This window comes from Burkholderia sp. YIM B11467 (assembly GCF_052952715.1).
This window is the reverse complement of sequence record NZ_JBQVSQ010000002.1, coordinates 811,367-837,233: the sequence shown is the minus strand read 5'-3', so window position 1 is coordinate 837,233 and position 25,867 is coordinate 811,367. Positions and strand designations below refer to the sequence as shown.

Genomic DNA, 25,867 nt, shown 5'->3' with positions numbered 1-25,867 from the left:
GCTGCGGCGTGCGCGTTCATTCGGCCTCCGTCGCGTGTCCCGGCGCGCGGCTCAGCAGATGCGTGCGCGTGTCGCCCGCGAGCGATACGTAGCGTTCGTACTGGCGCAGCACGTCGGCGATCACTTCGTCGCCGCGCAGGTATTCGACGTCGTAGCCGAGCCGCCCGTCCTCGAAGAACGTGACGATCCCGTACACGTGCGCCCGCGCCGCTTCCGGCTCGGCCGCTTCGCGCATCAGGAACGCGGCCGCGGATTTCACCGTCACGCGCACGCCGTACACGAAATCGCGATGTTCGGCGGTCGGCACGGTGAGCCGCACGGCGTCGTCGCTGTCGCGCTGCACATGCGCATCGACACCGCTCGCGCGCAGTTCGTCGGCGACCTTGCGCAGCGCCGGCTCGACCGTCTCGGCAACGAACTGACGTGCCTCGGCCTCGGTCGTCTGCCGCAGGATGTGCGTCAGGCGGTGACGCCAGTGCTGGCCGGTCCAGAAGGTCGTCGCGGGCGCGACGTCCTGCGAATAGTGTGCGCGGTCGGCCGCGAGCCCGCGCCACAGCCCGTAGCAGAGCGCGAGCATGATGATGGCGACCGGCAGCGCGGCGATCAGCGTCATTGCTTGCAGCGCGCCGAGACCGCCCGCGACGAGCAGCACCGCGGCGGTCACCCCGAGCAGCGCGGCCCAGAACAGCCGCTGCCAGACGGGCGAGTGCGCATTGCCGCGCGTCGCGATCTGGTCGATCACGAACGCGCCCGAATCGGCGGACGTGACAAAGAACACCGCGATCAGCACGATCGCGACGATCGACAGCAGTTGCGGCAGCGGCAGGAAATCGAAGAAGCGGAACAGCAGCGCGTCGACGTTGGTGGCCGTCTGCGCGAGCGCGCCGGCCGCGCCGTGCGTATCGAGCCAGATCGCGCTGTTGCCGAACACGGTCATCCAGACGAGGTTGAACGCGGTCGGCACGAGCAGCACGCCGATCACGAACTGGCGGATCGTGCGGCCGCGCGAGATGCGCGCGATGAACATGCCGACGAACGGCGACCACGAGATCCACCACGCCCAGTAGAGGATCGTCCAGCCGCCGAACCAGCCTTCCTCGCGCGGCGGCGCATATGCGTACGTGCGGAACGACAGGTCGACGAGGCTCGACAGGTACTGGCCGATGTTGTCGCCGAGCGCGCGCAGCAGGAACGCCGTCGGGCCCGCGACGACCACGAACGCGAGCAGCAGGAACGCCAGCAGCAGGTTCAGCTCGGACAGCCGTCGCACACCCTTGTCGAGGCCGGTCGCGGCCGACACGCCCGCCAGGATCACGACGACCGCGACGAGCCCGATGCGAAACACGTTGCTGCCCGTGTCCCAGCCGGCAACCGTATGCAGGCCGGCGCTCAACTGCATCACGCCGTAGCCGAGCGTCGTCGCGATGCCGGCGACGGTGCCGACCAGCGCGAACGCGTCGACGGTGTGGCCGATCCAGCCGTTGATGCGTTCGCGCAGCACCGGATACAGCCCCGAGCGCAGCGTCAGCGGCAGGTTGTAGCGAAAGCCGAAGTACGCGAGCACGAGCCCCATCAGCCCGTAGATCGCCCACGCATGGAAGCCCCAGTGGAAGAAGGTCATCAGCATCGCTTCGCGCGCGGCGGCGGGCGTGCCGGGGTCGACGGTCGGCGGTTTCAGGAAATGCTGCATCGGCTCGCCGACGCCGAAATACATGAGGCCGATGCCCATGCCGGCCGCGAACAGCATGGCTGTCCACGACACGAAGCTGAATTCGGGTTCGGCGTCGTCGGGGCCGAGCCGGATGTTGCCGAAGCCGCTCGCGGCGACCAGCACGAGAAACACGAGGAAGCCGGTGACGGCCAGCACGTAGAACCAGTCGAAGCGCGCGATGACCCATTGCTGGCCGGCGGAGAACAGCGCGCCGGCTTCGCTCGGTTGCAGCGCGCACACGACGAGCAGCGCACCGATCACCGCGAGCGCGGGCAGGACGACCTGCGGCTTGAATGTCGTGCGGGGCGAGGGACGGGAATCTGGCATGGCGGGCATCCAGTTGTGGGCGCAACGAGGCGCGACGCCGCCCGGCGCGCGCGTCGCGCGTCGGACCCTGATACGGCGTGCGTCGAGTGTACCGCGGTGTCAGGACTGCAAGAAGGGGCATGCAGAAGGGATAAACCTGACGAATTGTAAGGTATCGGGGCAATCGAGAAAACCCGCGTGGTTCGCGCGGCGAGCGGATGGAACGACGAAAGCGCTGCGGCGGGGGTACAGCGGGCGCCCGGACGGCGCGCGTGAAGTGCGCATCGTCCGGGGCGGGGCAGCGCGCGGAAGGCGCTGCCGTGCGGGGTCAGAAAGTGACGGCGATCCCGGCCATGCCGACGAACTGGCCGTGCGTCGTCGACGGCGTGAGCTGCTGCGAATCGCCGACGATCGGCGCCGCGTCGATGACGTGGCCGGCGCCTTGCGCGCCGAGCGTCTGTCCGCTCGAATGCGTGTACGCCTGCAGTGCGTAGAGCGTCGTGCGCTTCGACAGGCTGTACGACTCCTTCAGCGAATACTGCTGGTAGCGGGCCGCGTTCGGGACGCCGTTCGCTTTCGACGCGAGCGTGTACGCGAACGCGCCGGCCACCGAGAACGCCGGCGTGAAGCGGTACGCGGCGAGTGCGCCGTAGGTGTTGAACACGGCCGTGTCCGTGAACGCGGAGCCGTTGCCGGGCAGGTACTTCACGTTCGAATAATTGACGCCCATCGTCAGGTCGCCGAGCGTGTAGTTGCCGGCTGCCGCGACCTGCTCGACGGCCTTCGCGGTCAGGTAGCCCTGGTTCAGCACGGACACCGCGAAGCTGCCCGACGGCGCGGTGGCCGGGTTCAGGAAGCCCGCGGACGAGCCCGAGCTGTTGATGCGCAGGTAGCCGGCCGCGATCCCGATCGGCCCGTTCGCGTAACGCAGCGCGGCGCTGAACGTGTTGCCCTTGCCGGTCGCGCCGGCAATGCCGCCGAATGCGTACATCGCGCTCGCGCTCAGCCCGCCGAAGATCGGCGACGTATAGGTGACCGAGTTGTTCACGCGGATCGTCGTGTCGAGGCCGTCGATGTCGCCCGGATGCGCGCCCGTCGCACCGGTCAGCCAGCTGCTCGACGCGTACGGGCCGACGAACAGGAAGTAGGGCGTGTACTGGCGGCCGGCCGTCACCGTGCCGAAGTGATCGTTGCGCAGGCCGACGAATGCCTGGCGATTGAACATCGTGCCGGCGGCGGCCTGCGCGCCGGTGTTCAGGTTGAAGCCGGACTGCAGATCGAAGATCGCATGCGTGCCGCCGCCGAGATCCTCGTCGCCGCGCAGCCCGAACTTCGATGCATACAGGTTGCCGTCGCGCATGTAGATGTTCGAGTGGCCCTGCTGGTTGTTCACGTACGCGAGCGAATCGTCGACGACACCGTACAGCGTGACGCTGCTCTGTGCGCGGGCGGCGGTCGAGCCGAGCGATGCGGCCGATAAAATCAGGATTGCAAAGCGGTTGACGGGTACTTTCATTGTCGATCTCCAGATCTCTTCATCAGTTCAACGGGGCGGGAGGCTTGGCGACCTCCTCTGTGGCGGGCGGCGGGCCGCGCGAACGGCCCGCCTGATCGGTGCAGTGCTTGACGTATCAGTCGTCGAGCGCGACGACGATGCGGCGCCATGCGCCGTCCTGCGCTTCCTGCTCGACGCGTGCGCCGCGCACGGCGACCGGGCCTTGCAGCGACGCGGGCAGCAGGATTTCGACGCGATCGGCCGGGCGGCCCGGGCGACCATCCCAGCGGACCGACACGCCGAGCGTGCCCGACGCCTCGCGGCCGGTTTCGATCCGCCACAGTCCGTATTCGCCGTCGCGCCACGCTTCCGTCTCGCCGTCGTCCTCGACGCATTCGCCGTACGCCACGCCATCCTCGATGCGCGGCGCGACGATGAAGCCGCGCGTGTCGGCGCGTGCGCCGAAATGCTGTTCCGCGACGTTCAGCGGCAGCACGCGTCCTTCGCGCAGCAGCATCACCGGCGTGTCGAGCGGCGCGGGCAGCGTCACGCTCGCGCCGCCGTCGAACGACCGCGCGCTCGCGCAGCACATCCAGCGCGCGCCCGCCGGCAGATAGACCGTGCGTTCCGTGCGGCCGGGATCGACGACCGGCGCGACCAGCAGCGCGTCGCCGAGCATCATGTCGTCGCACTCGTCGTAGCAGCGCGCATCGCCGGGGAAATCGGCGAAGGTCGGCCGCAGCACGGGCTCGTAACGCGTCGTCGACAGCCACAGCAGGTGATAGAGGTAAGGCAGCAGCCGGTAGCGCTGCTTGATCAGCGACGCGACCTGCGCGGTGACTTCCGGATACATCCACGGTTCGTTGACGGTGCCGTCGTCGTTCCACGAATGGATGCTGAAGCGCGGCATGAAGATGCCGAACTGCACCCAGCGCAGCAGGAGCTCGGGCGACGGCGCGGGCCCGGAGAAGCCGCCGATGTCGTGGCCGATGTTCGATACGCCCGACAGCGCGAGCCCGAGGCCCATCTTCAGGTTGTAGCGCAGCGTTTCCCACGACGTATAGTTGTCGCCGGACCAGGTCTGCACGTAGCGCTGCATGCCGGCGCCGCCGGAGCGCGACACGAGGAACGGCCGCTGCGCCGGCGCATGCGCGCGCTGCGCTTCGCGCGATGCACGCATCATCAGCATCGTCTGCAGCACCTTCGCCTCACGCGCGGGGAACGGCTGGCCGAAGCCGTGCGCGATAGCGTCGGGCGACCAGATCTCGTATTCGTTGTTGTCGTTCCAGGTGGACTCGATCCCGTATTCGAGCAGCGCCGACGTGACCTGCTCGCGCCACCAGCGGTATGCGTCCGGCTGCGTGAAGTCGAGATACGCGCCGACCTCGTCCCAGAACTGCACCCACGCAGGTTCGCCGGACGCCGAGCGGATCAGCAGCCCGCGCCTGGCGGCATCGTCGAACGCGGGATGGTCGCGCAGCAGGCACGGCTTGATGTTCGCGCACAGGCGGATGCCGTGGTCGCGATAGTGCTTCACGAAACCCTTCGCGTCGGGAAACTTGTCGCGGTTCCAGTTGAACACGTAGCGCTTCGCGCCGATCGACGTATAACCCGACGACAGGTGGAACGAATCGCACAGGATGTCGTGCGCGTCGCACTGCTCGACGAACTGGTTCATCTGCTGCTGCGCGTCCGGCGCATCGGTGTAGCTCATCGTCGAGCCCGAGTAGCCGAGCCCCCATTTCGGCGTGCGTGCGGGGCGCCCGGTGAGCCACGTGAAGCGCCGTGCGGCCGCGAGCGGCGTATCGGGCGACGCAATGAAGTAGTAGTCGAGATCGCCGTGCTCGGCGACGAAATAACGGTACGGGCCGTGATAGTTGTCGAGCTCTCGGCCCATGTCGAACGCGCAGTCCGACAGCGTGTCGTAGAACAACCCGAACCCCTGGCACGCGTCCGGCGACCACGTGATGTAGAACGGGATGTGCTTGTACAGCGGATCCGTGTGCTTCGCGCTGTAGCCCATCGCGTCGATGTTGCGCATCTCGAAGCGCGCGCCCGTGCGGTCCAGGTCGCCCGCGCGTTCGCCGAGACCGAACACCTTGTCGCCGCGGTCACGAGCGACGTAGTGATACGCGCGATCGTCCCACCAGCCGAAGTTGTACGCCTGCGTCGCGCGGTCGGCGAGCGCGACGCGCCACGTGCCGTCCGCGCCGCGCATCGACCACGTGCAATGGCCGCCTTGCCAGCGCACCGCGAGCCGGATCCGCGCGGTTTCGATGCGCAGGCCGTCGTCGTCTTCGGTGAGTTCATAGGCGGGCAGCGCGAAGCCGTCCAGGTCGAGGCGGTCGCGCCCGTCGAGCGGCACGTCGTCGAGGCCGGGTGCGATCGTCCACGTGCGCGGGTTGCGTGCCGTCGCATCGGGCAGCACGCGAACACGCACGATGTCGTCTTCGAGCACGAAGATCTCGAGGGTCGCGCCAGCATCGGATGCGAGCAGCACGCGGTTCGCGTGCCGGCCGGCGATGCGGAACACGGGCGGATGAAGAAGCGAGGTCATGAATGCGATTCCTGGTGAGAGCGAATGTCAGGCGTGCCGTGCGAGCAGGCGTTCCTGCTTCGACTGCCCGCGGATCAGCACCGCGAGCAGCGTGACGCCGATGATGTCGAACAGGCCGAGGCACGCGAACAGCGGCGCATAGCCGATCTTGTCGGCGAGCGCGCCGACCAGCAGCGAGAAACCGAGCCCGCCGATCCACGCGGCCATCCCGGCGAAGCCGCTCGCGGTGCCGACTTCCTCGGGATCGAACACGTCGGCCGACAGCGTGTTGACGAGCGCGGAGATCATCTGGTGTGCGAAGCCGCCGACGCAGAACAGCGCGATGGCCGTGTACGGCGACGATACGAGTCCGATCAGCGCCGGCCCGAGCATCAGCACCGCGCCGAGCGCGACGCCGGCGACGCGCGACCAGATGAGCGGCAGGCTGAACCGTTTCGCGAGATACGGCGACAGGTAGCCGCCCGCGATGCCGCCGGCGTCGGCCGCGAGAAACGGCATCCACGCGAAGATCGCGATCTGCGTGAGCGGCATGTGGCGCTCGGTCGCGAGGTACAGCGGAATCCAGAAGCTGAAGGTTTGCCACGCGGGTTCGGCGAAGAAGCGCGGCAGCGCGATGGCCCAGAAGCGCCGCGCGGTGACGACGTCGCGAATGCGGCGCTTCGACACGGGCGGCATCGTCGCCTGGCCGTCGCGGATCAGCGCGCGCTCCTGCGGCGTGATGCGCGGATGATCGGCGGGCGACCGGTATTGCGAGTACCACAGCGCGGCCCACACGAACCCGAGTGCGCCGGTCGCCATGAACGCGGCCTGCCAGCCGAACCGCATCGACAGGAACACGACGAGCGGCGGCGCGATCGCGGCGCCGAGCGACGTGCCCGCGTTGAAGTAGCCGACCGCGACGGATTTCTCGCGATCGGGAAACCATTCGGCGACGGCCTTCATGCCCGACGGGATCGCGGCGGCCTCGAACAACCCGAGAAAGCCGCGCAGGATGCCGAGCGACAGCCAGCCCGACGCGAAGCCGTGCGCGACGCCGACCACCGACCACAGCATCGCGAACAGCGCGAACCCGAGCCGCAGCCCGATCAGGTCGACGACGAACCCGCACACGGGCTGCATGATCGTGTAGCCGATCTGGAATGCGCCGACGATGTACGAGTACTGCTGCGTCGAGATCGTGAATACCTGCTTCAGCTCGGGGGCGAGCACCGCGAGGGAGTTCCGTGCGAGGTAGTTGAGAATTGTGCCGAGACATACGAGCACGATGATCCACCAGCGCAACGCCTTGACTGTTTTCACTGCTGTCTCCTGTTGGGCAGGGCGTGCATGCGCACCCGCCTGATCCATGCAAGCCGTCCGGTCAGGCCGGCTTTATCGGCTTATTCATACGATGTCCGATCTTAATAGGCGCCGGCTTTACCGGTTTGTATCGAAATTACGCTGTTCAAGCGAACATTCCGTGGTCGTCGGATGGGGATGTTATCTGACGACTGATCATTTTCGAGCATCCTATGTTCGAATTCGAATCCGGTCAACGTGAATTTGCATTCGAACGAACATGATCGGGGTTTTCCCGATGCCCGGGTGGCGGCGGCGCGCGGAGACGCATGGCGGTCGCGTGCGGGATGCCCGTGCGGCGGGGCTGTGCGACGACCAGGCGATCTGCGGGCGCGGCATGAGGCGCGACAACCTCGGTGAAAATTTATTTTTTTCTTGATCGCTTATTGTGTAAATTCATTTTCATCCACCTTGCAACGACCCTTCGCATGACGCCTCTCGTTTCACACGACGCCAGTCACGACGAACCCGCGATCGCCGAGCGGATCGCGTCGGCGATGCCGTTGATGACGCCGATCCATCGGCGCATGGGCGAGTTCGTGCTCGCGAATCCGTTTCGTGCAGCGACGATGCGCATCGACGAACTCGCGCAGGCCGTGAATGCATCGATCGCGACCGCAAACCGTTTCGCGAAGGCGCTGGGCTTCGACGGTTATCCGGCGATGCGCGCGGCGCTCGTGCGCGGCTTCGAGGCGACGCTCGGCCCGGTCGAACGGCTGCGCTCGGCGCAGGAGCAGGAGCCCGGCGTGCGCGGTGCCGCATGGATCGACGCGGTGTTCGACCAGGCCGTCGCGAACATCGAGAACACGCGCGTGCAACTGGACGCGGCGGACGTCGAGGCCGTGGTCGAGGCGATCGTCGGCGCACGGCGCGTGCTGATCCTCGGCGCGGGGTCGAGCGCGTTTCTTGCCGGGCTGATGGAGCACGGGCTGTCCGTGTGCCACGACAGCGTGCAGTCGCTCGCGCTGCTCGGCGGCCCGTCGCATGCGGCGCGACGCCTGTATACGGCCGACTCGCGCGATCTCGTGATCGCACTCGCCTTTCCGCGCTACGTGAAGGACACGATCGAGCTGGCCCGCCGCGCGGCCGCGCGCGGTGCGCAAGTGCTCGGCATTTCCGACGGCCCGCAATCGCCGCTTGCGCCGATCGCGTCGCTGAACCTGTACGTCAAGGCCGAACGACGCTTCGCGGCCACGTCGGAAGCGGCCGTGCTCACGATGATCGAGGCGCTGATCGATGCGGTCGCGCTGCGCACGCACCGGTCCGCGAAGTCCGCTGCCGAAATGACCGAATTCCTGCTGCCGTGGCTCGTGCAGCCGCAAGCGGCGCTGCCGGCCGCCAACCCTTCTTCCTCTCGTCCGAAAAAATCATGACTTCATCCGCGATCGTCGCGATTCACGGTGGCGCAGGCACGATCCTGCGCAATGCGATGGATACCGACACCGAACGCCGGTACCGTGCCGAACTGACCGCGATCCTGCAGGCCGCGCAGCAGGTGCTGGCCGACGGCGGCAGCGCACTCGACGCCGTCACCGTCGCGGTGCGGATGCTCGAGGATTGCCCGCTGTTCAACGCCGGGCACGGCGCCGTGTATACGGCCGAAGGCAAGCACGAACTCGATGCGGCGGTCATGGATGGCGCGACGCTCGGCGCCGGCGCGATCTGCTGCGCGACGCGCGTGCGCAATCCCGTGCTCGCCGCACGGCGCGTGATGGAAGCGAGCGAACACGTGATGTTCGCCGGCGCGGGCGCCGATGCGTTCGCGGCCGCGCAAGGGCTCGAATTGGCGGAACCCGGCTACTTCGACACCGAAGCACGTCATGCGCAATGGATCAAGGCGCGTGCGGCGGCCGGCCCGATGCTCGACCACGATGCGGCGACGCTCGCGTTCGGCAATTCGCAGCCGCAGCCGGCCGAACCGCTCGATCCGGATCGCAAGCACGGCACGGTCGGCGCGGTCGCGTGCGACCTGAATGGCCACATCGCGGCGGCGACGTCGACGGGCGGCATCACGAACAAGCAGCCGGGGCGTGTCGGCGATTCGCCAATCATCGGCGCGGGCTGTTATGCGGACGATGCAACCTGCGCGGTGTCGTCGACGGGCACCGGCGAGATGTTCATCCGGCTCGCGACCGCGCATGATGTTGCCGCGCAGATCGCGTATCGCGGCGCGTCGCTCGCCGACGCCGCGCACGACGTCGTGATGAACAAGCTGCCGCGCCTGGCGGGCCGCGGCGGGCTCATCGCGGTCGATGCGCACGGCAACGTCGCGATGCCGTTCAACACCGAAGGGATGTACCGCGGCTACGCGCGCGTCGGCGAAGCGCCGGTCGTCGGCATTTACCGCGACGACGCGGCCTGATTCCGGATCGTACGAGGAGACACGCATGACTTCGAGCCGTAACCCGTCCGGCCTGACGCTGCCCGAGCAGCGCGTGGTGGCCGTCGACGACCTGTCGGTCACGTTCCGCCGCGAAGGCGCGACGTTCGACGCGGTGCGCAACGTGTCGTTTCACGTCGATCGCGGCGAGACGCTCGCGATCGTCGGCGAATCGGGCTCCGGCAAGTCGGTCACGTCGCTCGCGCTGATGCGGCTCGTCGAGCATGGCGGCGGCGCGATCACGAGCGGCAGCATCGCGTTCCGGCGCCGCGGCGGCGCGCTGGTCGATCTGGCGCAGGCGAGCGCTTCGACGATGCGCGGCATCCGCGGCTCGGACATCGCGATGATCTTCCAGGAGCCGATGACGTCGCTGAACCCGGTGTTCACCGTCGGCGACCAGATCAGCGAGGCGATCGCGCTGCACCAGTCGAAAAGCGCGGCCGAGGCGCGCGCGGAAACGCTGCGGCTGCTCGATCTCGTGCGCATCCCGGAAGCGCGCCGCGTGTTCGCGCGTTATCCGCACCAGTTGTCGGGCGGGATGCGGCAGCGCGTGATGATCGCGATGGCGCTGTCGTGCCGGCCCGCGCTGCTGATCGCCGACGAACCGACGACCGCGCTCGACGTGACGATCCAGGCGCAGATCCTGCAACTGGTGCGCGGGCTGCAGGACGAAATGAACATGGGCGTGATCTTCATCACGCACGACATGGGCGTGGTGGCCGAAGTGGCCGACCGCGTGCTCGTGATGTATCGCGGCGAGAAGGTCGAGGAGGGCGAGTCCGATCGCCTGTTCGCGGCACCCGCGCATCGCTACACGCGCGCGCTGCTCGCGGCCGTGCCGCGGCTCGGCTCGATGCAGGGTACCGACGCGCCCGAGAAATTCCCGTTGCTCAAGGTGGATGGCACAGGCGCCGCGGCGCCCGCGCCTGCGGCGAACGACGTTGCGCATGCCGACGTGCAGCCGCCCGTCGATCACGCGGCGCCGCCGATCCTGCGCGTGCGCGATCTCGTCACGCGCTTCCCGGTGAAGAGCGGCGTGTTCGGCCGCGTGTCGCAATACGTGCACGCCGTCGAGCGCGTGAGCTTCGAGCTGCGTGCGGGCGAGACGCTCGCGCTCGTCGGCGAGTCGGGCTGCGGTAAGTCGACCACCGGCCGCTCGCTGCTGCGCCTCGTCGAATCGCAGAGCGGCTCGATCGAATTCGACGGCCGTGACATCAGTGCGCTGAAGGGCCATGACCTGCAGGCGCTGCGCCGGAACATCCAGTTCATCTTCCAGGATCCGTTCGCGTCGCTGAACCCGCGCCTGACCGTTGGCTTCTCGATCATGGAGCCGCTGCTCGTGCACGGCGTCGCGAGCGGCCGCGAAGCGCAGGCGCGCGTCGACTGGCTGCTCGACAAGGTCGGCCTGCCGCCCGAGGCCGCGCGTCGTTATCCGCACGAATTCTCGGGCGGCCAGCGCCAGCGGATCGCGATCGCGCGCGCGCTCGCACTGAACCCGAAGGTCGTGATCGCCGACGAGTCGGTGTCGGCGCTCGACGTGTCGGTGCAGGCGCAGATCGTCAACCTGATGCTCGACCTGCAGCGCGAGCTCGGCGTCGCGTACCTGTTCATCTCGCACGACATGGCCGTCGTCGAGCGCATCAGCCATCGTGTCGCGGTGATGTATCTCGGCCAGATCGTCGAGATCGGCCCGCGCCGCGCGGTGTTCGAAGCGCCGCAGCATCCGTACACGAAGAAGCTGATGAGCGCGGTGCCCGTGGCCGACCCCGCGCGCCGGCATGCGCCGCGCCAGCTCGCGGCGGACGAAATCCCGAGCCCGATCCGCGCGGCCGGCGACGAGCCGGTGATTGCGCCGCTGGTCGCGGTCGGCCCCGATCATTACGTCGCGACGCATCGCGTCGGCGGCGCGTACTGAACGTGCGGGAGGTTGCATATGGACCGCAGCTGCGCACGAGCGAGACAACGGCGGCTTTATCCCGAACTGGGGCAGTCACGCCGCGATTTCCACCACGCGTTACCGAATCATCCACAGGAGCCCAACAAGATGAGCAAGTCGTATTCGTTCCCGATGTTCCGACCGCGCGCGCTGCTCGCTGCGGGTGCAGGCGCGTTCGCGCTGTCGGCCGCGGTACCCGCGTTCGCGCAGCAGACCGCGGTGATGGCGGTGGATTCGACGTTCACGACGATGGACCCGTACGATGCGAACGACACGGTGTCGCAGGCCGTCGTCAAGTCGTTCTACCAGGGGCTGTTCGGTTTCGACAAGGACATGAAGCTCGTCAACGTGCTGGCGACGAGCTACGACGCGAGCGCCGACGCGAAGACCTACACGATCAAGCTGCGCCAGGGCGTGAAATTCCATGACGGCACCGATTTCAACGCGGCGGCCGTGAAGGCGAACTTCGACCGCGTGACCGATCCCGCGAACCACCTGAAGCGCTACAACATGTTCCGCGTGATCGAGAAGACCGAGGTCGTCGATCCGTATACGGTGAAGGTCACGCTGCACGAGCCGTTCTCGGCGTTCATCAACACGCTCGCGCACCCGTCGGCCGTGATGATCTCGCCGGCCGCGATGAAGAAGTGGGGGCGCGACATCGCGCTGCATCCGGTCGGTACCGGGCCGTTCGAGTTCGTCGAGTGGAAGCAGACCGACGACCTGAAGGTGAAGAAGTTCGCCGGCTACTGGAAGAAGGGTTATCCGAAGATCGACGCGATCGACTGGAAGCCGGTGGTCGACAACAACACGCGCGCGGCGCTGATGAAGACGGGCGAAGCCGATTTCGCGTTCCGCATCCCGTTCGAGCAGGCGGCCGACCTGAAGGGCAACCCGAAGGTGGATGTCGTCGAGCGGCCGTCGATCGTGCAGCGCTTCGTGTCGCTGAATACGCTGCAAAAGCCGTTCGACAACCCGAAGGTGCGCCAGGCGCTGAACTACGCGGTGAACAAGGAAGCGCTCGCGAAGGTCGCGTTCTCCGGTTTCGCGACGCCGTCCACCGGCGTGGTGCCGCAGGGCGTCGACTATGCGACGAAGCTGGGACCCTGGCCGTACGACCCGGCGAAGGCGCGCGCGCTGCTGAAGGAAGCCGGTTATCCGAACGGCTTCGAGACGACGCTGTGGTCCGCGTATAACAACTCGACGTCGCAGAAGGCGATCCAGTTCGTGCAGCAGCAGCTCGCTCAGGTCGGCGTGAAGGTGCAGGTGCAGGCGCTGGAAGCCGGCGAGCGTGTCGCGAAGGTCGAGAGCGCGCCGGATCCGGCGAAGGCGCCGGTGCGGATGTACTACATCGGCTGGTCGTCGTCGACGGGCGAGGCGAACTGGGCGATCACGCCGCTGCTCGCCGGCGCGTCGGCGCCGCCGAAGCTCGTCAATACCGCGTACTACAAGAGCGACGCGGTCGACGGCGATCTCGCGAAGGCGCTCGAGACGGTCGACCGCACGAAGAAGACCGAGCTCTACGGCGACGCGCAGAAGCAGATCTGGGCCGATGCGCCGTGGATCTTCCTCGTGCAGGAGAAGATCGTGTATGCGCGCAGCAAGCGGCTGCAAGGCGCGTACGTGATGCCGGACGGCTCGTTCAACTTCGACGAGATCTCGCTGAAATGACGGCGGTTTGCCCGCCACGCGGCGCCGGCGGCGGAAGCTGCCGGCGCGCTGATTCGATCGGTGCCCCATGCTGAATTTCCTCGTCAAACGCCTGTTCGGCCTGCTGCCCACGCTCGCGATCGTCGCGGTGCTCGTGTTCCTGTTCGTGCACCTGCTGCCGGGCGATCCGGCGCGGCTCGCGGCCGGGCCCGAAGCCGACGATGCAACGGTCGCGCTCGTGCGCGCGGATCTCGGCCTCGACAAGCCGATGCCCACGCAATTCGCGAACTTCTTCGTGAAGATCGCGCACGGCGATTTCGGCATGTCGACGCGCAGCAAGCGGCCGGTCTCGACCGAGATCGGGGAGCGCTTCATGCCGACGCTGCTGCTGACGCTCGTCAGCATGGTGTGGGCGACGCTGTTCGGCATGGCGATCGGGATCGCGTCGGCGGTGTGGCGCAATCGCTGGCCCGACCGCCTCGGGATGACGATCGCGGTGTCGGGCATCTCGTTTCCTGCGTTCGCGCTCGGCATGCTGCTGATGGAGATCTTCTCGGTGAAGCTCGGCTGGCTGCCGGTCGTGCCGGACGGCTCGTGGCGGAGCTACGTGCTGCCGTCGCTGACGCTCGGCGCGGCGGTCGCGGCCGTGATGGCGCGCTTCACGCGTGCGTCGTTCGTCGAGGTGCTGAACGAGGATTTCGTGCGTACCGCGCGTGCGAAGGGCGTGCACGAGCCGATGGTCGTGCTCAAGCACTGCCTGCGCAACGCGATGATTCCGGTCGTCACGATGATGGGGCTGCAGTTCGGGTTCCTGCTCGGCGGCTCGATCGTCGTCGAGGTCGTGTTCAACTGGCCGGGTCTCGGGCGCCTGCTCGTCGATGCGGTGACGATGCGCGACTACCCCGTGATCCAGGCGATCGTGCTGCTGTTCTCGCTCGAATTCATCCTGATCAACCTGACCGTCGACGTGCTGTACGCGGTCATCAACCCGACCATCCGGTTCAAGTGAGGCGCGCATGAACGCGACTGTCCAGACCGCGGCGCCGGCCGCCGCGACCGAGATCCGCACGCCGTGGCGCGAATTCTGGCGCAAGTTCCGCAAGCAGACCGTCGCGCTCGTCGCGGGCGGTTTCGTGCTGGCGCTCGTCGTGCTGGCCTTCGTCGGCCCGCACATCGCGCCGTTCGATCCGGAGAACTATTTCGACTACGACGCGCTGAACGCGGGGCCGTCGGTCGTGCACTGGTTCGGCGTCGATTCGCTCGGCCGCGACATCTTCAGCCGGATCATCGCCGGCACGCGCATCTCGCTCGCGGCGGGTTTCTTCTCGGTCGCGCTCGGCGCGCTGATCGGCACGTTCTTCGGGCTGCTCGCCGGCTACTACGAAGGCTGGTGGGACCGCATCACGATGCGCGTCGCCGACGTGCTGTTCGCGTTCCCGGGCATCCTGCTCGCGATCGGCGTGGTGGCGATCCTCGGCAACGGGATGGTCAACGTGATCTGCGCGGTCGCGATCTTCAGCATCCCGGCGTTCGCGCGGCTCGTGCGCGGCAACACGCTGATGCTCAAGCACATGACCTATGTCGAGGCCGCGCGCAGCATCGGCGCGTCGGACTGGACGATCATCATGCGGCACATCCTGCCGGGCACCGTGTCGTCGGTCGTCGTCTACTTCACGATGCGGATCGGCACGTCGATCATCACGGCCGCGAGCCTGTCGTTCCTCGGGCTCGGCGCGCAGCCGCCGACGCCGGAGTGGGGTGCGATGCTCAACGAGGCGCGCGCCGACATGGTCACGGCGCCGCATATCGCGATCTTCCCGAGCGTCGCGATCTTCCTGACCGTGCTCGCGTTCAACCTGCTCGGCGATGGGCTGCGCGACGCGCTCGATCCGAAGCTGGAGCGTCGTTGATGGCGACAGGCAGCAGATTCGACGGCGCGTCGCGCGGCGGCGTGCTGCCGACCGGCGCGCGTGACACGATCGCCGACGTGCCGGGTGTGACGGTCGGCCATTGCACGCTCGCCGACGGTCCGGTCCAGACCGGCGTCACGGTCGTGAAGCCGCATCCGGGCGACGTGTACCGCAGCAAGGTGCCGGCCGGCGCAGCCGTGATCAACGGCTTCGGCAAGAGCATCGGGCTCGTGCAAGTCGACGAGCTCGGCACGCTCGAGACGCCGATCGCGCTGACCAATACGTTCGGTGTCGGCGCGGTCGCACAGGCGCAGATCCGCACGGCGATCGCCGCAAATCCGGCCATCGGCCGCGACTGGCCGACCGTCAACCCGCTCGTGTTCGAGTGCAACGACGGTTACCTGAACGACATCCAGGCGTTCGCGGTGACGGCCGCGCATTACGACGATGCGTGCCGTGCGGCATCGCGCGACATCGCACGCGGCGCGGTGGGCGCCGGGCGCGGGATGTCGTGTTTCGACCTGAAGGGCGGGATCGGTTCGGCGTCGCGCGTCGCCGTGGCGGCCGGCCGCATGTATACGGTCGGCGCGCTCGTGCTCGCGAATTTCGGCCGGCTGCCGATGCTGACGCTCGACGGCGTGCCGGTCGGGCGGATCGCCGCCGCGCGCGCTGCACGTGCCGCTGCCGCTGCCGCTGCCGCGGTTGCGGCGCCGCCGCCCGAGCAGGGCTCGATCATCATGGTGCTCGCGACCGACGCACCGCTCGACGCGCGGCAACTGTCGCGGCTCGCGCGCCGCGCGGCAGCGGGGCTCGCGCGCACCGGGTCCGTCTACGGACACGGCAGCGGCGACATCGCGCTGGCGTTCTCGACCGCCGGCACGATCGCGCACGACGCCCGTTACGTTTCGCTACCGGCTTTGCTGGCCGATTCAATGCTCGATCCGCTGTTCGCGGCAGCGGCCGACAGCGTCGAGCGCGCGATCGTCGACGCGCTGCTGCAGGCCGTTACCGTGACCGGCCGCGACGGCCACGTGCGGCAATCGCTGCGCGACGCGGTGCCCGATCTCGACCCTCTGCTCAACGTACACCGTCCCAACTATTCATGAAGATCCTGATTTCGACCGACATCGAAGGCGTCGCCGGCGTGTTCGCCACCGAGCAGACGCGCGCCGGCAATCCGGAATACGAGCGCGCGCGCCGCTGGATGACCGCGGAAGCGAACGCGGCGATCGAAGGCGCGTTCGCGGGTGGCGCGCAGGCCGTCTGGATCAACGATTCGCATGGCGGCTATCGCAACCTGCTGCCCGACGGGCTCGATGCGCGCACGCGCGTCGTGCTCGGCAAGCCGCGCACGCTCGGGATGATGGCGGGCCTCGAACAGCAGCCCGACCTCGTGTTCATGATCGGCTATCACGCGAAGTCGCAGACGCGCGGCGTGCTCGCGCACACGATCAACAGCTTCGCGTTCACGCAGGTGTGGCTGAACGGCGTCGAGCTCGGCGAAGCCGGGCTGTACGGCGCGCTGGCGCGTGAATATGGCGCGCACGTCGCGCTGGCGACGGGCGACGACGTGTTCGCGGAAGAAACCCAGCCGTTGTTTCCGGATGCGCGTTTCGAGACGGTCAAGACGGCCGGCGGCGCATCGAGCGGCGATACGCTCACGCCCGCCGCGTCGTGCGCCCGCATCGCGACCGCCGCGCGCGAAACGGTGATGCAGGCACTGTCGTCCGGTCGCCGCGCGGGCGCGCATCGGCCCGCACCGGCTGCGTGCACGCTGCGCGTGCAGACGGCCGCGCTCGCCGACCTGTTCTGCGTGCTGCCGTCGCTCGAGCGTGTCGACGCAGTGACGCTGCGTTTCGACGGGCCTTCGGTCGAGCATGTGGTGCGCACGCTGAACAGCCTGTCGGCGATGTCGTTCATGCTGCGGTGATACATGCCGCAACGAGGCCGCTTGCGCGTGGCGTGTCAGCCGCTGACGGCGGGATGCGCTGTCGAGGCGAGCAGGAACGCTTCCATCGCCGCGACCAGCGCGAGCGGCGTCTCGTTGATCGGATAGTGGCCCGCGTTGCGCAGTACGTCGACTCTGGCGCGCGGGTAGCGCCGCAGGTAGGTGCGCGCCATCAGCGCCGCATCGAATGCCTGATCGTGCTCGCCGATCAGCACTTTCACCGGATGCACACCCGTAATCTCGTCGCTGAAATCCGTATCGGCCCACGCGCGGAAGTACGCGCCGAATGCCTGCGGCGACGAATGGGCGGCCGAATACGCGGCTTTCCACTCGACCCAGGCGGCGGGCAGCCGGCCGCCAGTGCTGCGATCGATGATGGTCCTGCGATCGGCGACATGGTCGGCGGCGCGCTCGAATAGCGCGCGCCGCTCGGCATCGAACGGCAGGCCGCCGCACGGCACGGGTGCGATCGGCACCAGCGCGCGTACGCGATCAGGTGCGACGACGGCGACTTTCTCGATCGCCATGCCGCCCATCGAATGGCCGACGAGGCTGAAGGTCGGGAAGCCGAGTGCGTCGGCGAGCGCGAGCGTGTCGGCGGCGATCTCGTCGATCGTGTAGTCGCCGCGTGCGTCGCGCATGCGGCCGTAGCCGCGGAAGTCCATGAATACATAGCTGAAGTGCTCGCGCGACAGCCACGCTTCGATGGGTTCGAAGGCGTGGGCGTCGCCGAACCAGCCGTGCAGCACGAGAACGGGGTGGGGGCCGTCCCCCACGCGATGAAACGTATTCGGCATGTCCGCTCCGAGGGTGTTGAAATCCGGCCGATCAGGCCGTCGGGTCCTGCGGCCGTCAGGTCGCGCAAGGGTGGAGTGGATCGTAGATCGATCGAAGGTGACCCGCCTTCGATATCGGGTCATTGATGATGGAATTCGGGCCGTGAGAAATACGCTGTTAGATCCCTACGAACACATTCCCCGGAGTGTGGTCGTGACCGCCAACGACTATGCGGCGGGCACGACGTTTCCGGACCACGCGCACGGGCGCGGGCAATTCGCGTTCGCGTCGCGCGGCACGATCAGCGTGTCGACGCCGCACGGGCGCTGGCTGGTGCCGCCGCAGCGCGCGTGCTGGGTGCCGGCCGGCGTACGGCACGAGATGACGATGACCGGGCCGGTCACGATGCTCAACACGTTCGTGTCGGGCGACGCCGCGCAGGCGGCGGGTCTGCCCGAGCAGTGCGGCGTGTATGGCGTGTCTGCGCTGCTGCGGCATTTGATCGACGATGCGATCGACCTGCCGGCCCTGTACGACGTCGACGGGCGCGCGGGCAAGCTGATGGCGCTGCTGGTCGCGGAAATCGCGACGATGCCGCGCCTGTCGCTGCATGCGCCGCTGCCGGCCGACGCGCGGCTGGCGAAGGTGTGCCGGCACCTGTTCGCGTCGCCGTCGATCGCGGCCGATCTCGACCAGGTGGCCGCCGACGCGGGCGTGAGCCGCCGTACGTTCACGCGGCAGTTCCGCGCGCAGACGGGCGTGAGTTTTGCCGCATGGCGTCAGCAGGTATGCATGCTCGCGGCGATTGCCCGCCTGAGCGACGGGCAGCCGGTGACGCGCGTCGCGCTCGATCTCGGCTACGCGAGCGCCAGCGCGTTCACGTCGGCGTTTCGCCGCATTCTGGGCGACACGCCGAGCCGGTATCTGGAGATTCGCCGCTGACCGAAAGAGAACGGCGCCGGTGCGGGTCATGCCCGTTCGCCGGTCGTAGCGGCAAGGCAAAAAAATACGCGCCTGCCAAATTCGGTCAGACGCGTTTAAAGGCACTCGGTCAGAAAAAATGCGCGAACAGCCAGCAAGGGCGGTGCGCGCATGACTTGTGGGATTGTTGCTTTTTCCGATTGAATCCTGACGGCTCGTCTTTGATACCCAAGAATACGCCGCATAACGCGCAAACGTAATCGTGCTTTTCAGACGATTCATGTGCTCTCGCAGCATGCGTTTGAATCGCGTGTTCGATGTGGGGGCAGAAGCCCCGGCCAATGGACATCGGCAACCGTGCGTCGGCGCGATGCGCTGCAGCATCGAAAGATTTCAGCGGAACACGAAAAACGCCGCGTGGCGCGCCCCCTGTCGGATTCGCGCCACGCGGCGGTGTGTCGGCATTCGAAACCGGCCTGCGCCGGCGTGCGTCACACGTCGAAGAACACCGTTTCGTCCGGCCCCTGCATGCGGATGTCGAAGCGGTAGACGGTCGGGCGGCCCGGCTGCGCGTCGCGTTTCGCGACGAGCGTCGCGCGACGCTCGGCCGGCACCGCGTTCAGCACGGGGTCGACCGCGTTCGCCGCGGCTTCGTCGTCGAAGTACACGCGCGTGAACGCATGGGTGAGGATCCCGCGCATCATCACGGTCACGTTGATGTGCGGCGCGTCGTCGGCCGTGATGCGGCCCGGCTTCACCGTCTCGACGACGAAGCGCTGCTGCGCATCGGTGCCGGTGCCGACCCGCGCGAAGCCCGTGAAGCCGGACTTCGCGATGTCGTCGCGCGACGCCGGGTAGTGGCCTGCGCTGTCCACCTGCGTGAATTCGAGCACCGCGTCGCCGACGACGTTGCCGTCGCCGTCGAACACCTGCCCGACCAGCAGCACATGCTCGCCGTCGGCGTGCGTCGCGGCGATCGTCGGCGTGAACAGGCTCTTCAGGTCGTAGTCGTATTGCTGCGGGCACAGGCCGTAGGCGAAGTACGGGCCGACCGTCTGCGAAGGGGTTTGCTTCAGCGTCGTCATGGTTCAGCGCTCCATCGGGGTAGCGTCGCGGCCGCGCAGCACGATGTCGAATTCGTAGCCGAGCGCATAGCCTTCTTCGGTGATGTCCATCGAGAAGCGCGAGATCAGGCGATCGCGCGCGGCCTCGGGCGTGCCCTGGAAGATCGGGTCGTACGCGAGCAGCGGGTCGCCGGGGAAGTACATCTGCGTGACGAGACGCGAGCCGAAGTAATCGCCGAACAGCGAGAAATGGATGTGATTCGGGCGCCAAGCGTTCGGATGGTTGCCCCACGGATACGCGCCGGGCTTGATCGTCAGGAAGCGGTAGCGGCCTTCGTCGTCGGTCAGGCAGCGCCCGGCGCCGAGGAAGTTCGGGTCGAGCGGCGCGTCGTGCTGGTCGACCTTGTGCACGTAGCGGCCGGCCGCGTTCGCCTGCCATACCTCGACGAGCGTGTTGCGCACGGGCTTGCCGCCTTCGTCGAGCACGCGGCCCGTGACGACCATGCGTTCGCCGAGCGGCTCGCCGTTCTTCACGGCGTTCTTCGTCAGGTCGTGGTCGAGCGCGCCGAGATCTTCTGCGCCGTAGACGGGCGCGTACTGGTCGCGCAGCTTGTCCTTCAGCGGGATCAGCGGGCGGGTCGGGCCGCGCTTCACGGACGAGCGGTACTCGGGGTGGACATAGGCCGGATGCGACGGCCAGTCGCGCGGCGTGAGGATCGTGGGGGAATCCATCGGGCGTCTCCTGATAGGTATTTCGCGAAGTGGATGGCAGGACTGTAGCCAATCCGGAAAGTTATGCAAAATGACCTTTTTTCGCGAGACGCATAACTGGTAGTTATGTATGGCGCACCAATGAAAATTCCGCCGGACAGGATGCCCTGTCCGGCGGAAAAAAGCGATCGGGCTTCGCGTCGTCGGTGACGACCCCGTGCACGGCCCTCCAGCCAGCCCGTCGCTGCTTTTTTGTCTTTCGTTCTTGTTGTTGTTATGCGGTCTCCCCGAGCGTGCCGGTCGTTATGGGTGGCCGGGATCGAACACGATCCCGTCGAATTCGAGCGACAGCATGCCGCTGCGCAGCAGGGCAGCCGGCGTCGCGGCCCGGTCGGCACCGATCACGTCGCTCACGTACTGCGCGCAGAACCCGCGCCGCGCCCGCAGGTTGAAGCGGCTGCCGAGCAGCGCGTCGATCCGCTGTTCGGCTGTCGCATGGGCCTGGCGCTGCGCGTCGGTGGTCGATGCCGCGACGCGGCGCGCCAGCGCGATGCGTCCGCCGTCGGTCCGGGAGACGAAGCGCGACAGCGGCGTGAGTTTCGTCCACGCCAGCGCGGGCTCGGCGATCACGGGTTCGTCGCCCGACGTATCGACGACGATCCCGAAGCGGTTGGTCCACGCGCCCGTCGCGCCTGCCGCATCGCGCGGCGTACCGGCCGGCACGCGGATGAACACGAGATCCCCGACATGCGCGCCGGCGGCCAGCGTGCGGACGGTGGCGAGCGGCATGGTGCGATCCGTATCGCGTGCATCGCGCGGTGCGGTGTGCTGCGGTTCGTAAGCGGCGGTTTCGGTTCGGGTGGCCATTTCGGCTCCGTCGTTGAGTGACAGGACGGAGCGGATTATGCAGACAAGTATCCAAAAATGTTCATCCGCATGCGCAGGTAGCCTAATATCCGACCTCGAGCATCGTTTTTCGATACCAAAATGACCGAAACCGCCCAACTCATCGAAACGCTGAAGCGCCAGTTGAAGGCGCAGGGAATGACCTACCGCGACGTTGCGCGCGCACTCGACGTATCCGAGACCAGCGTGAAGCGGCTGTTCGCGAGCGGCCGCTTTACGCTGGAGCGCGTCGCGGAGATCGCGCAGTTGCTCGGTTATACGCTGGCCGAGCTCGTGCAGGAGGCGTCGGCGTCGGCGCCGAGGCTGCACGTGCTGACCGAGCAGCAGGAGGCGCTGCTCGTGTCGGACGAAAAACTGCTGCTCGTCGCCGTGTGCGCGATCAACTACTGGACCGTGCAGGACATCGTGTCGGCCTATCGCGTGACGAAGGCCGAGTGCGTGAAGTACCTGCTGATGCTCGACCGGATGAACGTGGTCGCGCTGCTGCCGGGAGACCGGATACGCGTGCGCGTCGCGCGCGATTTCGACTGGCTGCCGGGCGGGCCGATCCGCCGTTATTTCCATGCGCACGCACTCGGCGATTTCCTCGACAGCCGCTTCGACGGCGCGGGCGAGACGATGACGTTCTCGCAAGGGATGCTGACCGAGGCCGCCGCCGCGGAACTGGAGCTGGAACTGCGCCGGCTGCGCAGCAAGGCGGCCGCGCTGCATGCGGAGTCGTCGTCCGCGCCGCTCGGGCAGAAGCACGGGACGGGCTTGCTGATCGCGAAGCGGATCTGGGAGCCGACCGGTTTCCAGGCGCTGCGGCGCGACGCGTGACGCATCACCGATTGCTTGGGGATATCCGGAAAGTTATGCAAAATGGCATTTCACTGGCACTCGCATAACTCCCCGTTATGAATAACCGTATCGCCGACGGCCGCGTCAAGTTCCGGCACCTGCAGTGCTTTCTCGCGGTCGCGCAGTTGGGCGGCGTGCAGAAGGCGGCGGAAAGCCTGTCGATCACGCAGCCGGCCGTCTCGAAGACGATCGCCGAACTGGAAGCGATCCTCGGCGTGAAGCTGTTCGAGCGCGGCCGGCACGGCGCGCAGCCGACCCGCGAAGCGCAGTTGTTCATGCCGCACGCGAACGCGTGCGTGCTTGCGCTGCGGCAGGGCGTCGGGTTGCTCGCGCGCGAGGGCGGGGCCGCCGCCGCGACGCTGGAAATCGGCATGCTGCCGACCGTCGCGGCATCGCTCGCGCCGGCGCTGATGAAGGCGCTGGCCGAGCGCTGGCCGCGCATCGTCGTTCGGATCGCGACGGCCGCGAACGCGGATCTGCTCGAGCGGCTGAAGGCCGGCGCGATCGAATGCGCGATCGGGCGGCTGTCGGAGCCGGAGCGGATGATCGGGCTCGCGTTCGAGCAGTTGTACAACGAACCTCTCGTTGCGGTGGTGCGCGCCGGGCATCCGCTGCTGTCGAGCGCAGCGCCGGCCACCGAGCTCGCGCGGTATCCGGTCGTGCTGCCGCCGTTCGGCACGCTGATCCGCCAGTCGGCCGAGCAACTGCTCGGCGCATGCGGCGTGCCGCCGCTGGATTCGTTCATCGAGGTGCTGTCGGTATCGGTCGCGCGCGCGCTGGCGCTCGAGAACGACGCGGTGTGGTTCGTGCCGCTCTATGCGGCCGAATATGATCTGTCGGCCGGTGCGCTGGCGCGCCTGCCGCTGCCGTCCGCGGGCACCGACGAACCGGTCGGGCTTGTCCTGCGTACCGATGCGCAGCCGTCGCCGGTCGCGCGGACGCTGATCGATGCCGTGCGCGACATCGCGCGGTCGCGGTTCGGCGATACGCGCCGGGACCGGACGCAGCGCACCGCGCGCAAGCCGGCTCGCCGCGATCGTTGACGCGCCGAGCCGGGCAGCAAGCCCGGCTCATTCCCTTTCCGCGTGGGCGGATCGGCCATCCGGCCAGTAGCCGGTCTCGCGGTGCTTGGCATATCGTATCGTTTTTGGTACGATTGGTGACAAGACGATGGCGAGACAGCAGATCCAGGTGACGCTTGGCGTACGGTTCTTCCGCACGGCCCGCGGCAACGAGCCGGTGCGCGAATGGCTCAACGCGCTCGGGCAAGCGGAGCGAAGGTTGATCGGCGAAGAGATCAAGACCGTTCAACTCGGCTGGCCGCTCGGCATGCCGGTGGTCCGGAAGATGGCGAAGGGTCTGTGGGAGATCCGCGTGATGCTGCCGGGGCGAAGCGCGCGCGTGATGTTCACGGTCGTCGGCGACACGATGGTCCTGCTGCATGGCTTCTTCAAGCAGTCGCGGGCCACGCCGTCGGACGATCTCGACGTCACCGTCGCGCGGCTGAAAGCGCTGACGCACGCCATCTGAATTTCCCGGTTGTGCCGGAACGTACCGTCTTCGACGGTCGGGCAACCGGCAACGCCATGCACTGGAGTACGACATGACGAGCACGAACAATCCGCATATCGGCAGCGACTTCGATGCCTTCCTCGAGGAGGACGGCAATCTCGAAGCGGCCACCGCCACCGCGATCAAGCGCGTGATCGCGTGGCAGATCGGGCAGGAAATGAAGGCGCAGCACATCACGAAAACCGCGATGGCCGCGCGGATGAAAACCAGCCGTGCCGCGCTCAACCGGCTGCTCGACGAAACCGACACGAGCCTCACGCTGGCGACGCTCGCGAGCGCGGCCACCGCGCTCGGCAAACGGCTCAGCTTCGAACTGGTGTCGGCCTGACGGCGTGACGAATCGGCGCGTGGTTGGTTTGCGGCGACCTTTCGCGCGATGTGCGCGGTGAATTGGCGGGTGATTCGGCCTGCGATTCGGTTTGCGATTCACCGGCGCGTTGCCGCGCATGAGCTGGCATCAGCCCATGCGCATACGCCGGGTCACCTGCGCCGTGTCATTTACGCGATCCGCTCACCTGCAGATACAGCAGCGCACCGCCCGCGAGCAGCAGCGGGCACAGCAAATACCATCCGGTCGTCAGGAACAGCCCGGCGACCGCGACCAGCGAAATCCATGCGCAGCGGTAAGCGATGCCGCCGCGCGGCAGCAATTTCAGCGCGGCAGCCGCGCCGAGCCCATACACCATCACGAAGCATCCGGACGTGACGAGTACGAGCGGTTTCGGCCCGACGTCCGAGATGATCGTCGCGGCCAGCGCGACGGCCGCGAGCACGGCGATCACGCCGAGGCTGCGGCGCGGGACGCCGCCGACCTGGCTGCCTTGCGCGAGCCACGCGGGCAGCGCGCCGTCGCGCCCGAGCGCCGCGCCGAGCTTGGCCGCGCCCGCGAAATACGCGTTCATCGTGCCGAGCGTGAGCAGCACCGCGGCCGCGGCGGCCAGCACCTGCGCGTGACCGCCGATGCCGCCCGCGATCAGTTCGCCGAGCGGCGCGCCCGATGCGCCCGCGGACGGCCCGAGCACCATCACGCTCGCGGCGGCGACCGACAGATACAGGAACCCGACGACCACGACCGCGATGCCGGCCGAGCGCGGCATGTCGTGCGCGGGCCGGCGGAATTCGGCGGCGAGATGCGTGATCGCCTCCCAGCCCGCGAAGCTCCATACGAGCAGCGCGGCGGCCTGGCCGACCGCGAGCCAGCCGTGCGGCGCGAACGGATGCAGGTTCGCGGTGCGCGCATGCGGTGCGGACGCGAACACCGCGGCGAGCAGCAGCGTGACGAGCAGCGCGGACAACACGAGCTGCATGCGGCCCGATACGGTGACGCCGAATGCATTCGCGGCCGACACGGTCGCGATCAGCGCGGCGGCCGTGACGATGATCGTCGTATGCCCGCCGCCCGTGACGGCCGCGACGTACGCGCCGCCGAACATCGCGGCAGCCGGCGCGCCGGCCGGCACCGCGAAGTAGAAGCACCAGCCGACGATCGCCGCGGCCTTCGGCCCGAATGCGCGCCGCGCGTAGGTCGATACGCCGCCCGCGTCGGGATAGCGCGCACCGAGTGCGGCGAAGGTGGCCGCGAGCGGCCCGGACAGCACGACGAGCGCGGCCCACGCGAGCAGCGACGCGGGGCCCGCGACCTCGGCGGCCAGCGCGGGCAACGCGATCACGCCAGTGCCGAGCACCGCGCCGATATACAGCGCGGCGCCCTGGAAAATCGTCAGCGAGCCGGCGTGATGGGCGGTGGGCGAATCGGCGTGTGAAGGCATCGGCGGCAGTCTCCGGAGGTGTTGTTGTGTTCGGGCGCGGGAGCCCGCGCGGTCAATCGTTCGATGCTACCCGAAC

22 protein-coding genes are annotated in these 25,867 nt (G+C 67.9%); 13 read left to right on the top strand and 9 right to left on the bottom strand.

What is annotated here, in order from left to right:
• Positions 1 to 16: 16 nt before the first annotated feature.
• The 4 genes from ACTRWB_RS10870 to ACTRWB_RS10855 form a co-directional block, all read right to left on the bottom strand.
• Positions 17 to 2,038: a BCCT family transporter gene (locus tag ACTRWB_RS10870; protein WP_446901886.1), complete on the bottom strand. Its 2,022-nt coding sequence runs from the start codon at positions 2,036 to 2,038 to the stop codon at positions 17 to 19.
• A gap of 307 nt (positions 2,039 to 2,345) precedes the next feature.
• Positions 2,346 to 3,533, bottom strand: a complete 1,188-nt coding sequence (locus ACTRWB_RS10865) for a porin (RefSeq protein ID WP_446901885.1) — start codon at positions 3,531 to 3,533, stop codon at positions 2,346 to 2,348.
• Between the two features lie 115 nt (positions 3,534 to 3,648).
• A complete protein-coding gene (locus tag ACTRWB_RS10860) occupies positions 3,649 to 6,069 on the bottom strand; it encodes a TIM-barrel domain-containing protein (protein ID WP_446901884.1) in 2,421 nt (806 codons plus the stop codon).
• 27 nt (positions 6,070 to 6,096) lie between these two features.
• Positions 6,097 to 7,368 (bottom strand): MFS transporter, encoded by a 1,272-nt coding sequence (locus ACTRWB_RS10855; protein WP_446901883.1) that lies wholly within the window; start codon positions 7,366 to 7,368, stop codon positions 6,097 to 6,099.
• 467 nt (positions 7,369 to 7,835) lie between these two features.
• Here ACTRWB_RS10855 and ACTRWB_RS10850 point away from each other — a divergent pair, with 467 nt between their 5' ends.
• The 8 genes from ACTRWB_RS10850 (at position 7,836) to ACTRWB_RS10815 (ending at position 17,213) form a co-directional block, all read left to right on the top strand.
• On the top strand, positions 7,836 to 8,780 hold the full coding sequence (locus ACTRWB_RS10850) for a MurR/RpiR family transcriptional regulator (protein WP_412024744.1): 945 nt from the start codon (positions 7,836 to 7,838) through the stop codon (positions 8,778 to 8,780).
• Positions 8,777 to 9,769: an isoaspartyl peptidase/L-asparaginase family protein gene (locus ACTRWB_RS10845; RefSeq protein WP_446901882.1), complete on the top strand. Its 993-nt coding sequence runs from the start codon at positions 8,777 to 8,779 to the stop codon at positions 9,767 to 9,769. The genes ACTRWB_RS10850 and ACTRWB_RS10845 overlap by 4 nt, the downstream gene beginning before the upstream one ends.
• 25 nt (positions 9,770 to 9,794) lie before the next feature.
• Positions 9,795 to 11,702 (top strand): dipeptide ABC transporter ATP-binding protein, encoded by a 1,908-nt coding sequence (locus ACTRWB_RS10840; RefSeq protein WP_446901881.1) that lies wholly within the window; start codon positions 9,795 to 9,797, stop codon positions 11,700 to 11,702.
• Positions 11,703 to 11,831: 129 nt separating this feature from the next.
• Positions 11,832 to 13,394 (top strand): glutathione ABC transporter substrate-binding protein GsiB, encoded by a 1,563-nt coding sequence (gene gsiB, locus ACTRWB_RS10835; protein WP_343495339.1) that lies wholly within the window; start codon positions 11,832 to 11,834, stop codon positions 13,392 to 13,394.
• A 67-nt stretch (positions 13,395 to 13,461) separates the two neighbouring features.
• Positions 13,462 to 14,382, top strand: a complete 921-nt coding sequence (gene gsiC / locus ACTRWB_RS10830; RefSeq protein WP_048245480.1) for a glutathione ABC transporter permease GsiC — start codon at positions 13,462 to 13,464, stop codon at positions 14,380 to 14,382.
• Between the two features lie 7 nt (positions 14,383 to 14,389).
• Positions 14,390 to 15,283, top strand: coding sequence for a glutathione ABC transporter permease GsiD (gene gsiD / locus ACTRWB_RS10825; RefSeq protein WP_129517173.1), 894 nt, complete (start codon positions 14,390 to 14,392; stop codon positions 15,281 to 15,283).
• On the top strand, positions 15,283 to 16,389 hold the full coding sequence (locus tag ACTRWB_RS10820; protein ID WP_446901880.1) for a DmpA family aminopeptidase: 1,107 nt from the start codon (positions 15,283 to 15,285) through the stop codon (positions 16,387 to 16,389). The genes gsiD and ACTRWB_RS10820 overlap by 1 nt, the downstream gene beginning before the upstream one ends.
• Entirely contained in the window at positions 16,386 to 17,213 is an 828-nt protein-coding gene (locus ACTRWB_RS10815) for a M55 family metallopeptidase (protein WP_343495341.1), read from the top strand. Before ACTRWB_RS10820 ends, ACTRWB_RS10815 begins: the two co-directional genes overlap by 4 nt.
• Before the next feature lie 35 nt (positions 17,214 to 17,248).
• Here the strand turns inward: ACTRWB_RS10815 and ACTRWB_RS10810 are convergent, their stop codons facing one another.
• The gene (locus tag ACTRWB_RS10810; protein ID WP_446902041.1) at positions 17,249 to 18,028 is read right to left on the bottom strand and encodes an alpha/beta fold hydrolase; all 780 of its coding nucleotides are present in this window, start codon (positions 18,026 to 18,028) and stop codon (positions 17,249 to 17,251) included.
• Positions 18,029 to 18,170: 142 nt separating this feature from the next.
• Between ACTRWB_RS10810 and ACTRWB_RS10805 the strand changes: the two genes are divergently transcribed.
• Positions 18,171 to 18,950 (top strand): AraC family transcriptional regulator, encoded by a 780-nt coding sequence (locus ACTRWB_RS10805; protein WP_129517177.1) that lies wholly within the window; start codon positions 18,171 to 18,173, stop codon positions 18,948 to 18,950.
• A 470-nt stretch (positions 18,951 to 19,420) separates the two neighbouring features.
• Here ACTRWB_RS10805 and pcaG read toward each other — a convergent pair whose 3' ends face one another.
• The 3 genes from pcaG to ACTRWB_RS10790 form a co-directional block, all read right to left on the bottom strand.
• The gene (pcaG, locus tag ACTRWB_RS10800) at positions 19,421 to 20,014 is read right to left on the bottom strand and encodes a protocatechuate 3,4-dioxygenase subunit alpha (protein ID WP_446901879.1); all 594 of its coding nucleotides are present in this window, start codon (positions 20,012 to 20,014) and stop codon (positions 19,421 to 19,423) included.
• A 3-nt stretch (positions 20,015 to 20,017) separates the two neighbouring features.
• Positions 20,018 to 20,725, bottom strand: coding sequence for a protocatechuate 3,4-dioxygenase subunit beta (pcaH, locus tag ACTRWB_RS10795; protein ID WP_034179751.1), 708 nt, complete (start codon positions 20,723 to 20,725; stop codon positions 20,018 to 20,020).
• A 282-nt stretch (positions 20,726 to 21,007) separates the two neighbouring features.
• Positions 21,008 to 21,571 carry a YiiX/YebB-like N1pC/P60 family cysteine hydrolase gene (locus tag ACTRWB_RS10790; protein WP_446901878.1) on the bottom strand — a complete coding sequence of 188 codons (564 nt, stop codon included), beginning with the start codon at positions 21,569 to 21,571 and terminating at the stop codon, positions 21,008 to 21,010.
• Positions 21,572 to 21,691: 120 nt separating this feature from the next.
• Here ACTRWB_RS10790 and ACTRWB_RS10785 point away from each other — a divergent pair, with 120 nt between their 5' ends.
• The 4 genes from ACTRWB_RS10785 (at position 21,692) to ACTRWB_RS10770 (ending at position 24,350) form a co-directional block, all read left to right on the top strand.
• Positions 21,692 to 22,429 carry a helix-turn-helix domain-containing protein gene (locus ACTRWB_RS10785; RefSeq protein WP_446901877.1) on the top strand — a complete coding sequence of 246 codons (738 nt, stop codon included), beginning with the start codon at positions 21,692 to 21,694 and terminating at the stop codon, positions 22,427 to 22,429.
• A 77-nt stretch (positions 22,430 to 22,506) separates the two neighbouring features.
• Positions 22,507 to 23,493 carry a pca operon transcription factor PcaQ gene (gene pcaQ, locus ACTRWB_RS10780; protein ID WP_446901876.1) on the top strand — a complete coding sequence of 329 codons (987 nt, stop codon included), beginning with the start codon at positions 22,507 to 22,509 and terminating at the stop codon, positions 23,491 to 23,493.
• Between the two features lie 127 nt (positions 23,494 to 23,620).
• Positions 23,621 to 23,980 (top strand): type II toxin-antitoxin system RelE/ParE family toxin, encoded by a 360-nt coding sequence (locus ACTRWB_RS10775; RefSeq protein ID WP_048245469.1) that lies wholly within the window; start codon positions 23,621 to 23,623, stop codon positions 23,978 to 23,980.
• Between the two features lie 73 nt (positions 23,981 to 24,053).
• A complete protein-coding gene (locus tag ACTRWB_RS10770; RefSeq protein ID WP_048245468.1) occupies positions 24,054 to 24,350 on the top strand; it encodes an XRE family transcriptional regulator in 297 nt (98 codons plus the stop codon).
• Between the two features lie 166 nt (positions 24,351 to 24,516).
• On the opposite strand, the gene ACTRWB_RS10765 is transcribed toward ACTRWB_RS10770, so the two are convergent.
• Positions 24,517 to 25,791 (bottom strand): APC family permease, encoded by a 1,275-nt coding sequence (locus tag ACTRWB_RS10765; protein WP_446901875.1) that lies wholly within the window; start codon positions 25,789 to 25,791, stop codon positions 24,517 to 24,519.
• Positions 25,792 to 25,867 lie beyond the last annotated feature (76 nt).